This is a genomic window from Asticcacaulis sp. (genome assembly GCF_020217185.1).
Classification (GTDB): Bacteria; Pseudomonadota; Alphaproteobacteria; order Caulobacterales; family Caulobacteraceae; genus Asticcacaulis.
In genome coordinates, this window is sequence record NZ_JAIWNX010000103.1 from 1 (window position 1) to 10000 (window position 10000).

The following is a 10000-nucleotide window of genomic DNA, read 5'->3' on the forward strand; positions in this document are numbered from 1 at the left end:
CCCTCATGCCGCAACTGGCTGTAATAGGAGTTGGGGTTGCCCTTGATAAAGCCGATGCGGCGGTGGCCCAGCGCGATCAGGCGCTGCGTCATGGCGAAGGCCGCCTTGAAATCGTCGATGGAGACGCTGGCCGCATCCGGCGACGGGCGCGACGTCGCCACGCCGACAAACGGCAGGCCCATCTCGCGCAGGGCCTTGGCCACGCGGGTGGAATCCGACAGGGGCGGCGGCAGGACCACGCCATCGACGCCCAGCGATTTCAGCTTGTCCAGCACATCGGCCACGCCTTCGGGGCCTTCGCAGCTTTCGATGATCAGCTGACAGCCGCTTTGTGAGCTTTGGTGCAGTATGCCCAGCAGCAGTTCCGACAGGAAGGACATGGAGGGGTTGGAATAGATCAGGGCGATGCGCGACGAATCCTGAGAGGCCAGAGAACGCGCCGCCATGTTCGGCGAATAGTTCAGCGCCTCGATAGCTTCGGCCACCTTTTTGCGCGTCTCTTCGCGGACGTTCTTCTCACCATTGATGACGCGCGACACGGTCATCGGCGACACGCCGACGTGTCGGGCCACATCATGGATGGTGACGATGTTGCCGCTGCGACGACTGACCTTACGCGCCAATGCTTTACCCCTTGAGTGCCGCGCCCCAGGACGCTGAATCGGATACAATCGTACAATTGTCGCACGCCAAAGCGCCAAAGGTAAAGAGGGACAGGCGCTTTGTTTTTATTAGCAAAATAAATTCTCACTTGAAAAAATGCCAGCGCTGTCATAAGCCTTTCACACGACCTCGACCGCAAAACAGAAGCGAGGCGAACAGGGAAGACAACCAGATGACCGCCCCTACTCTGACAGGTGATGGCGACTCGGCCGCAGAGACCGACGCCCGAGTCGTGGTAATAATTTACAGCAAAAATCCAGTGGAGACCGCCCGATGAAACTGACATCCCTGCGCCTGACCGCCGGTCTGCTGGCGCTGACGCTGCCCCTGACGTCCCCCCTGACGGCTGAGGCCGCGCCGCGCTTTGCCGCCATCTTCGGCGACCACGCGGTTTTGCAAAGAGAGACCCCGGTGCGGGTGTGGGGCTTTGCCGATAAGGGCGAAACGGTCACCCTGCGCATCGCCGGTCAGACGGCGACCGCGACGGCTGACGCTTCGGGCCGCTGGGAGGCGACCCTGGCCCCCCTGCCCGCAGGCGGACCTTACGAGCTAAGCCTGTCGGGCGGCGCAACGCTGAAAGACGTGCTGGTGGGTGACGTGTTCCTGTGTTCGGGGCAATCGAACATGGAATTCACCACCAAATACGCCACCAATGCCTATAACGAGATCCTCAACTCGGCCAATGACCGCATCCGCTTTGTCACGGTCGAAAAGGACGCGCAGCCCGCCGGCCCGCTGAGCGACCTGCCGAAATCACCGGCATGGCGCGCGGTCGGACCGGAAACGACCGGCGATACCTCGGCTGTTTGTTACTACATGTCGAAAGCGCTGGCGACGAAGACCGGCGTGCCCATCGGCATGATCCATTCGTCCTGGGGCGGCACCATGATCCAGTCGTGGTTAAGCCAATCGACCCTGCGTCAGCTCAAAAGCTACGATACCGGCCTTGAGACGCTCAAACTCTATGCCCGCGACCCGCAGGCGGCGCAAACGGGCTGGCAGAAGGTGACGCAAGCCTGGTGGGATACCCACGAACCGCAAGCGGCCGAAAAGCGCCAATGGGCGACCGCCACCTATAACGACCGCGACTGGAAGACGATGGACACGACGCGCTTCTGGGAAGAGTCGGGCGACCCGGCTCTGGCGGGTTTTGATGGCGTGGTGTGGTATCGCAGCGAGATCACCCTGACCGCCGCACAGGCCAAATCGGCCACCACGCTGGTGCTGGGGGCGGTGGACGATGCCGATACCACCTTCATCAATGGTCAGGTCATAGGCTCCAGCGAAGGCTGGAATACGCTGCGTCGCTATGAGATTCCTAAAGGCGTGCTAAAAGCCGGGCGCAACGTCATCGCTCTGCGCGCCGTCGATACGGGCGGCGGTGGCGGCCTGTGGGGCGACCCCAAACCGCGCGGTCTTTACCTCAACGACGGCAAAATTATTCAAATTCCAGAAAAATGGAAATATAAGATTTCCACGCCCATGTCGGGCCTCAGCGATGTGCCGACCACGCCGTGGCTGCCCACCTCCGGGCTGGCGACCCTGTATAACGGTATGATCGCGCCGATCGCGCCCTATACGCTGAAGGGTGTGGCTTGGTATCAGGGCGAAGCCAATGCCAGCAATGCCAGGGAATATAGCCGTTTGCTGCCCGCTTTGTTTGCCGACTGGCGCGCCAGCTTCCGGCAACCCGACCTGCCCGTCGTCGTCGTGCAACTGGCCAGTTTCGGGCCGGTGGTGAACGGCCCGGCCCCGTCGCAATGGGCGGCCTTACGCGAATCCCAACGCCTCAGCGTCAAGGCTGACGCGAAGGCCGCTCTGGCCGTCAGCCTCGATGTGGGCGACCGCACCGACATCCATCCGACACAGAAAAAGGTGGTGGGTGAGCGCGTGGCACTGGGGATGCGCAAGGCCGCCTATGGCGAAGCGGTCGCCCTGTCGCCCGAACCCATCTCGGCCACCCGCCGCGGCGCGGATGTGGTGATCCGGTTCCGCGACACGGGCGGCAAGCTCCTCACCTATTCGTCGGATCAGGCCATCGGTTTTGAAGCCTGCGACGGCGCTTGCCGCTATGTCCCTGCGACGGTCGAAGGCGATGCGGTGGTGCTGAAAAGGGCGGCGACGGCGAAGCAGGTCCGCTATGGCTGGGCCGACTCGCCCTACGTTAACCTGTTCAGCACCAGCGACCTGCCGGTCGCCCCGTTCCAGATCGACATCCAATAACACCAACGGCCGAAGAGGCTGACCGCATCCGGCCGTTGAATACTCGTCTTTCCCGCAAAAAGGACTCCCATGCGCCCTACCCGCCGTCAGATGCTTGGTTCCGCCGCTGCCCTCAGCGGTGCCGCCCTCGCCCCCGCCACGCAGGCCGCGACGGCCCCGTTCAAGGCCAGTTGGGAGTCGCTGGGCGACGCCTATCAGACGCCGGACTGGTTCAAGGACGCCAAGCTGGGCCTGTGGTCGCACTGGGGACCGCAGTGCGTGCCGGAGGCTGGCGACTGGTACGGACGGCAGATGTATATGCAGGGCAATCCCTATTACGACCTGCATGTGCAACGTTATGGCCATCCGGCGCATCATGGCTTTATGGAGATCATCAACGACTGGAAGGTCACGGAATGGGACCCGGAAGGCCAGATCGCCCTGTATAAGGCCGCCGGGGCCAAATACTTCGTGTCGATGGCCAATCACCACGACAATCTCGACATGTTCGATTCGAAGTTCCACAAATGGAACTCTCTGAACGTCGGCCCGAAGATGGATATTGTCGGCCGCTGGGCGAAGGTGGCGCGCGCCGCCGGTCTGCGCTTTGGCGTGTCCAACCACGCCGCCCACGCCTGGCACTGGTGGCAGACGGCCTATGGCTACGATCCGGAAGGGCCGATGCGCGGCGTGCGCTATGACGCGGCGCGCCTGACGAAGGCGGATGGCAAGGGCAAATGGTGGGACGGCCTCGACCCGCAGGACCTTTATACCGGTCCGGCTGGCGACATGGTGCCGCCCGATGGCCTGACCACGATCAAGGCGATGAACGACTATCACGATCAGCATTCGGGTCAGTGGCTGGAAACCTCGCCCAACGCCTGGTACGCCCGGCAGTGGTTGCTGCGTCAGAACGATCTGGTCGATAAGTACCGGCCGGATTTTGTCTATTTCGACAATTACGGCCTGCCGCTGGAGCAGGCGGGGCTCGATGCCACGGCCTATTTCTATAACCAGAACCGCAAATGGAACGGCGGCAAGCTGGAGGCCGTCGTGACCGGCAAGAAGCTGGACGCCAGACAGAAACGTGCCATCGTCGATGATGTCGAGCGCGGCTTTTCCGACCGTTTGCGCGCGGAATACTGGCAGACCTGCACCTGCATCGGCAACTGGCACTACGACCGCGGGCTCTATGAGCGCAATGGATATAAAACCGCCAAGGACGTCATCCAGCGCCTCGGCGATATCGTCGCCAAGAACGGCAATATGCTGCTGTCGATCCCGCAGCGCGGCAATGGTGCCATTGACGAAAAGGAAGTCAAAATCCTTCAGGACATGGCGGCGTGGATGACGGTGAATGGTGAGGCCATTTTTGGCACCCGCGTCTGGACGATTTACGGCGAAGGCCCGGCCCGCTTTGCCGAGGGGATGCAGAACGAACACGCGCAGAAGGGCTTTACCCACGAAGACATCCGCTACACCACCAAGGGCGGAGCGCTCTACGCGCTGGGACAAGACTGGCCCAACAGCGGGTATATGAGCCTGACGGCCATGGCGCAGGGGTCGGCCCAGAGCAAGGGCACGGTCGAGCGGGTCGAACTGCTGGGCCATGGTCAGCCGCTGGACTTCGGCCTGTCGATCAACGGGCTGAATGTGAAGCTGCCCGACGCGCGCCCGACCTTTACGCCGGTGCTGAAAATATTCGGCACCGGCATAGTATAAAAGGTTATTTCTTGGCCGGCGACAAGGTGCCCTTGGCAAAACCCGCCGTGGCCGCCGGCTCGATCTTCACCTTTGCCGCCTTGGGTTTGCGGATTTCCTTGTTGGATTTCTTTTGTCCTTTAGCCATGGTCGGTGTCCTTATGATTATGGTTATTGCGGATATTGAAAGACGAGCTGGCTGGTTTGCATATCATAGATGCGCGCCTGCGTCGCCCCGTGCCATCGGCTGTGGGCGGGCAGGTGGGCCTTGGCGTGGTCGATGGCCAGATTGAGGTCCGATCCCCACGGCACCGACGTCACTTCGGCGTCTTCGGCATTGAGGAAAAAGATTCGATACATCAGGGCTCTCCCGTAAGCGCAGCCCGCAAAGATCGGGTCTTGTGGATTGGGTGCGCGTCAAAGGTGGAGGCGACGGTTCGACGGGTCGAAACGGCGCCGGGGCGATCCCCCGCCGGAAAAGACCGAGACCTATCGCCGCCAAATAGAGCCGCAATGAGGCGAAAAGCGGCTTTTCCACGACAGAGTCCGATTATGTTACCAAGCCTTACATGCGCCGCGCGCAATCGTGACCGCCTGAGGGCAATTCGTCATTGACCCGGCGGGACCAAATCCCTATGTGTGCGGCCGTTTACCCGCAGCCCTGCCCGCCTCTGGCCTTCCTATAGGAGTATTTGACCATGACTGATCTTCTTCCCGGTGTAACGGGGGTTCTGGTTCTGGCCGATGGCACGGTGTTTCAGGGCCTGGGCTGTGGCGCGACCGGCGATGCGCTGGGCGAGGTCTGCTTCAATACGGCCATGACCGGCTATCAGGAAATCCTCACCGATCCGTCGTATATGGATCAGATCGTCGCCTTCACCTTCCCGCACGTCGGCAATGTCGGCGTCAATGCGGAAGACGTCGAGCAACTGGGTGATGATCCTAAGCGGGCCGCCAGGGGCGCGATCTTTCGCGACCTGCCGACGCCGCCCGCCAACTGGCGCTCGACCCTCAGCTTCGATGCGTGGATGGCCTCGCGCGGCGTGGTGGGCCTCGCCGGGATCGACACGCGCGCGCTGACCAAGCGCATCCGCGAAAAGGGTATGCCGCACGGCGTGATCGCCCACAATCCCGAAGGTCAGTTCGACATCCCCGCCCTGGCGCAAAAGGCCGCCGAGTGGGCGGGCCTTGTCGGGCTGGATCTGGCCAAGGACGCCACCTCGACGCAGGCGGCGCAATGGACCTCCGACCTGTGGAAATGGTCCGAAGGCCACAAGGACGGTCAGAAGGCGGACTTCAACGTCGTCGTCATCGACTATGGCGTGAAGCAAAACATCCTGCGCGCCCTGATCAGCGTCGGCGCGGCGGTGAAAATCGTCCCGGCCCAGACGCCGGCCGAAGAGATTCTGGCGATGAAGCCCGATGGCGTGCTGTTGTCCAACGGTCCGGGCGACCCGGCGGCCACCGGAGCCTATGCCGTGCCGCAAATTCAGAAGCTGGTCGAAGCCGGTCTGCCGGTCTTTGGCATTTGTCTCGGCCATCAGATGCTGGCTCTGGCGCTGGGGGCGAAGACGCTCAAGATGGAACAGGGCCACCACGGGGCTAACCACCCGGTGAAGGACCTGACCACCAACAAGGTCGAGATCGTCTCGATGAACCACGGCTTTGCGGTCGATCGCGACAGCCTGCCCGCCGGTGTGGTCGAAACCCATGTCTCGCTGTTTGACGGGACCAACTGCGGTATCGCTCTGGCTGGCAAGCCGGTGTTCAGCGTCCAGCACCACCCCGAAGCCTCGCCCGGCCCGGTCGATTCACTCTACCTGTTTGAGCGTTTTGCGCACTATATGCGCGACGCGAAGGTGGCGGCGTAAAGCCGCCTCCAGGCCTCAATGGATGGGCTCAGGATACTGACGGACAAGCATGTCGGCGGAGCTATAATTCACGCTCTGGCCCTCCTCTACACCTTGTTTGCGGCCTATTGGGTTCATCGCAAACCGGATTGGAATGAGCCCGTCGAGGCTCAGATCGTCTGGACATCGGATGGCGGAAGCGGCTTTGCCTTTTTGTGCCGCTTCCATGACCCAAGCGGTAAGAGGCATTATTTTCCGTTTGTGTTTACGTCGCCGCAAACGGGGTTTGCGGTCGGCCAATCCGTGCGGATCGTTTACTGCAAACGCACCCCGCTGCTTTGCTATCTCGAAACGGAACGCGCTGCCTACACGCGGTTAGTGACACTCTGTGCGTTGGTTTTAACCTTGCTGATGCTTTTGTCGCTCGTCAAACGCCTCTGACCCTTTGACAAGACCGCACGGCTGCGGGACACAAAGGACGCTGCCCGGCATATTCGGTTATGATTTTGGCCAATATTCTGTAAAATCCTCGAGGATACCCCTGTTTGCACCGTTGAGGGCACATGCCGTTTTTTCGTTATAAAGATAAGACCATACTGTTTATTCATGTCCCTAAAACGGGTGGCTCGACCATAGAAGAATGGATTGAAACCTTTGCGGATATAAACCTTTTACAGAACAATCCTGTAATAGGAGAAAACCCTTATGGAATGCCAGAAATTCTTCCCTGCACACCGCAGCATCTGATGCAGTCTGAAATTGATAAGTATTTCGCGAATCGTTTCGACTATATATTCACAGTGGTTCGCAATCCTTATAAACGCGTGGAAAGCGAATTTAAATTCAAACAGATCATCCATAAGGTTCTGGGCACTGTACCTGACCAGAGCTTTGACGAATGGGTCAGGACAATCGGTGATCAGTTTGCCCATGATCCCTGGGCGCGCGACAATCATCTGCGACCGCAACACGAATTTTTTGACGATCGGGCAAAACTGTTCCGCTTTGAAGAGGGACTGCTGAACATTTGCCGCGCCCTGAGCGAGGATATAGAGGCACCTGCCCCGGATGACCGTCTAAGCCACGTCCTTGACGGATCGGCGCATAATCACGAGATTGTCTGGAGCGACGAAGGCCGAGCCCACGTCAAGGCCTTCTACAGAGAAGACTTTTCGAAATTCGGTTATGATCCCGATGTTTATCCTCTGTGATCAGCGGAACTGATAGAACATCCCAATCTTTTTGCCCGAATAGTGACGGCAAGTGCGGCAGCGCCCCGCATAATTTTTGTTGGATCGCGATGTTTTTGCGGAAAACCGCTCACACTTTTCGGCACATCGCTCTAAGGGGTTGCATCCCCGTCCTTAAGGCACTAAAGCACCCGCTTAGCCTGAAAACATAACAGAGCCCGCAGGGGCTCAGCTTCCACCGGACAGAGGCCGTACGGCGTTTGCCCGAAACTTTGCGCGCGACCAGACCTGAAGAAAGACAGACATGCCCAAACGTACAGATATCAAGTCCATCCTGATCATCGGCGCGGGGCCCATCGTCATCGGTCAGGCCTGTGAGTTCGACTATTCCGGCGTGCAGGCCTGTAAGGCCCTGCGTCAGGAAGGCTATCGCATCATTCTGGTCAATTCCAACCCGGCCACCATCATGACCGATCCGGACGTGGCTGATGCGACCTATATCGAGCCGATTACCCCGGAATTCGTCGAAAAGATCATCGCCAAGGAACGCCCGGACGCCCTTCTGCCGACCATGGGGGGGCAGACAGCGCTCAACACCGCGCTGGCGCTGGAAAACAACGGCGTGCTGGCCAAGTACAATGTCGAAATGATCGGCGCCAAGGCCGAGGTCATCGACAAGGCCGAAGACCGTCAGAAGTTCCGCGACGCCATGGACAAGCTGGGGCTTGAATCGGCCAAATCCGCCGTCGCCCATAGCTGGGAGGAGGCGGTTGAGGCGCTGAAGACCATCGGCGGACTGCCCGCCGTCATCCGTCCGTCGTTTACGCTGGCCGGGACCGGCGGCGGCATCGCCTACAATCAGGAAGAGTTCCGCGACATCGTCACGCGCGGCCTCGACCTGTCGCCCACCACCGAAGTGCTGATCGAAGAGTCGATCGTCGGCTGGAAGGAATACGAGATGGAAGTCGTCCGCGACAAGGCGGACAACTGCATCATCGTCTGCTCCATCGAAAACGTCGATCCGATGGGCGTGCACACCGGCGATTCAATCACGGTCGCCCCGGCGCTGACCCTGACCGACAAGGAATATCAGATCATGCGTTCGGCCTCTCTGGCCGTGCTGCGTGAAATCGGCGTCGAAACCGGCGGCTCGAACGTGCAGTTCGCGCTGAACCCGGCCGACGGCCGCATGATCGTCATCGAGATGAACCCGCGCGTGTCGCGCTCCTCGGCTCTGGCGTCGAAGGCGACCGGCTTCCCCATCGCCAAGATCGCCGCCAAGCTGGCCGTCGGTTACACGCTGGATGAACTGACCAACGACATCACCAAGGTGACGCCCGCCTCGTTCGAGCCGTCGATTGACTACGTAGTCACCAAGATCCCGCGCTTCGCCTTTGAAAAGTATCCGGGCTCCGAGCCGCTGCTCGGCACCTCGATGAAGTCGGTCGGCGAAGTCATGGCCATCGGCCGCACCTTTGCCGAGTCGGTGCAGAAGGCCCTGCGCGGTCTGGAAACCGGCCTGTCGGGCTTTGATGAGGTCGAAATCCCCGGCGTCGCCGGTGCGACGAGCGTCCACGCCATCAAGGAAGCCGTGGTGCGCGAACTGGGCCGCCCGACGCCGGATCGTCTGCGCGTCATCGCTCAGGCCTTCCGGCACGGCCTCAGCGTCGAAGAGATCAACACGGCCTGTCACTATGAGCCGTGGTTCCTGCGCCAGATCGAAACCCTCGTGTCTGAGGAATCGAAGATCGGTGCGCTGGGCCTGCCGAAGACCGCGCATGAGCTGCGCAAGCTGAAGGCCTTGGGCTTCTCCGACGTGCGTCTGGCCAAGCTGACCGGCACCACGGAAAAGGACGTGCGCGCCGCCCGTCGCGGCCTCAATGTGCGCCCGGTGTTCAAGCGCATCGACACCTGCGCCGCCGAATTCGCCTCATCGACTGCCTACATGTATTCGACCTACGAGTCGGGCGCTCTGGGTCAGGTGCCGGAATGCGAAGCCGCGCCGTCGGACCGCAAGAAGGCCATCATCCTGGGCGGCGGGCCGAACCGCATCGGTCAGGGCATCGAGTTCGACTACTGCTGCTGCCACGCGGCCTTTGCCTATAAGGACATGGGCCTTGAGGCCATCATGGTCAACTGCAACCCGGAGACGGTCTCGACCGACTACGACACGTCCGACCGCCTCTATTTCGAGCCGCTGACCGCCGAAGACGTGCTGGAACTGATCGCGGTTGAGCAATCGAACGGCACGCTGGCCGGTGTGGTGGTACAGTTCGGCGGCCAGACGCCGCTGAAACTGGCACAGGCGCTGGAAGACGAAGGTATCCCCATCCTCGGCACCTCGCCCGACGCCATTGATCTGGCCGAAGACCGCGAGCGCTTTCAGCAACTGCT

Annotated in this window: 9 protein-coding genes; 6 read left to right on the top strand and 3 right to left on the bottom strand. The window is 60.8% G+C overall.

Going from position 1 to position 10000, the window contains the following annotated elements; genetic code table 11:
- Nucleotides 1–623, bottom strand: a 623-nt coding sequence (locus LDL37_RS05110) for a LacI family DNA-binding transcriptional regulator (protein ID WP_290795230.1), incomplete at its 3' end; no start/stop codon positions are given.
- Nucleotides 624–936: 313 nt separating this feature from the next.
- Here LDL37_RS05110 and LDL37_RS05115 point away from each other — a divergent pair.
- Together LDL37_RS05115 and LDL37_RS05120 are read left to right on the top strand one after the other, a co-directional pair.
- Complete coding sequence (locus LDL37_RS05115) at nucleotides 937–2886, top strand: sialate O-acetylesterase (RefSeq protein ID WP_290795232.1); 1950 nt, start codon at nucleotides 937–939, stop codon at nucleotides 2884–2886.
- Between the two features lie 69 nt (nucleotides 2887–2955).
- Nucleotides 2956–4587 carry an alpha-L-fucosidase gene (locus tag LDL37_RS05120; RefSeq protein WP_290795234.1) on the top strand — a complete coding sequence of 544 codons (1632 nt, stop codon included), beginning with the start codon at nucleotides 2956–2958 and terminating at the stop codon, nucleotides 4585–4587.
- Nucleotides 4588–4591: 4 nt separating this feature from the next.
- On the opposite strand, the gene LDL37_RS05125 is transcribed toward LDL37_RS05120, so the two are convergent.
- Nucleotides 4592–4714 carry a hypothetical protein gene (locus tag LDL37_RS05125; RefSeq protein ID WP_290795236.1) on the bottom strand — a complete coding sequence of 41 codons (123 nt, stop codon included), beginning with the start codon at nucleotides 4712–4714 and terminating at the stop codon, nucleotides 4592–4594.
- Nucleotides 4715–4737: 23 nt separating this feature from the next.
- Complete coding sequence (locus LDL37_RS05130) at nucleotides 4738–4926, bottom strand: hypothetical protein (protein ID WP_126421210.1); 189 nt, start codon at nucleotides 4924–4926, stop codon at nucleotides 4738–4740.
- Nucleotides 4927–5264: 338 nt separating this feature from the next.
- Here LDL37_RS05130 and carA point away from each other — a divergent pair, with 338 nt between their 5' ends.
- The 4 genes from carA to carB form a co-directional block, all read left to right on the top strand.
- Nucleotides 5265–6437, top strand: a complete 1173-nt coding sequence (carA, locus tag LDL37_RS05135; RefSeq protein WP_290795240.1) for a glutamine-hydrolyzing carbamoyl-phosphate synthase small subunit — start codon at nucleotides 5265–5267, stop codon at nucleotides 6435–6437.
- A gap of 18 nt (nucleotides 6438–6455) precedes the next feature.
- On the top strand, nucleotides 6456–6857 hold the full coding sequence (locus LDL37_RS05140; protein WP_290795242.1) for a hypothetical protein: 402 nt from the start codon (nucleotides 6456–6458) through the stop codon (nucleotides 6855–6857).
- Nucleotides 6858–6979: 122 nt separating this feature from the next.
- Complete coding sequence (locus tag LDL37_RS05145; RefSeq protein WP_290795244.1) at nucleotides 6980–7627, top strand: sulfotransferase family 2 domain-containing protein; 648 nt, start codon at nucleotides 6980–6982, stop codon at nucleotides 7625–7627.
- 283 nt (nucleotides 7628–7910) lie between these two features.
- The coding region (gene carB, locus LDL37_RS05150; protein WP_290795246.1) for a carbamoyl-phosphate synthase large subunit at nucleotides 7911–10000 on the top strand (2090 nt) is incomplete at its 3' end.

Coding starts and splice junctions, on each gene's coding strand:
- LDL37_RS05115 (WP_290795232.1), top strand. CDS start 937: ATGAAACTGACATCCCTGCGCCTGACCGCCGGTCTGCTGGCGCTGACG.
- LDL37_RS05120 (WP_290795234.1), top strand. CDS start 2,956: ATGCGCCCTACCCGCCGTCAGATGCTTGGTTCCGCCGCTGCCCTCAGC.
- LDL37_RS05125 (WP_290795236.1), bottom strand. CDS start 4,714: ATGGCTAAAGGACAAAAGAAATCCAACAAGGAAATCCGCAAACCCAAG.
- LDL37_RS05130 (WP_126421210.1), bottom strand. CDS start 4,926: ATGTATCGAATCTTTTTCCTCAATGCCGAAGACGCCGAAGTGACGTCG.
- carA (WP_290795240.1), top strand. CDS start 5,265: ATGACTGATCTTCTTCCCGGTGTAACGGGGGTTCTGGTTCTGGCCGAT.
- LDL37_RS05140 (WP_290795242.1), top strand. CDS start 6,456: ATGGATGGGCTCAGGATACTGACGGACAAGCATGTCGGCGGAGCTATA.
- LDL37_RS05145 (WP_290795244.1), top strand. CDS start 6,980: ATGCCGTTTTTTCGTTATAAAGATAAGACCATACTGTTTATTCATGTC.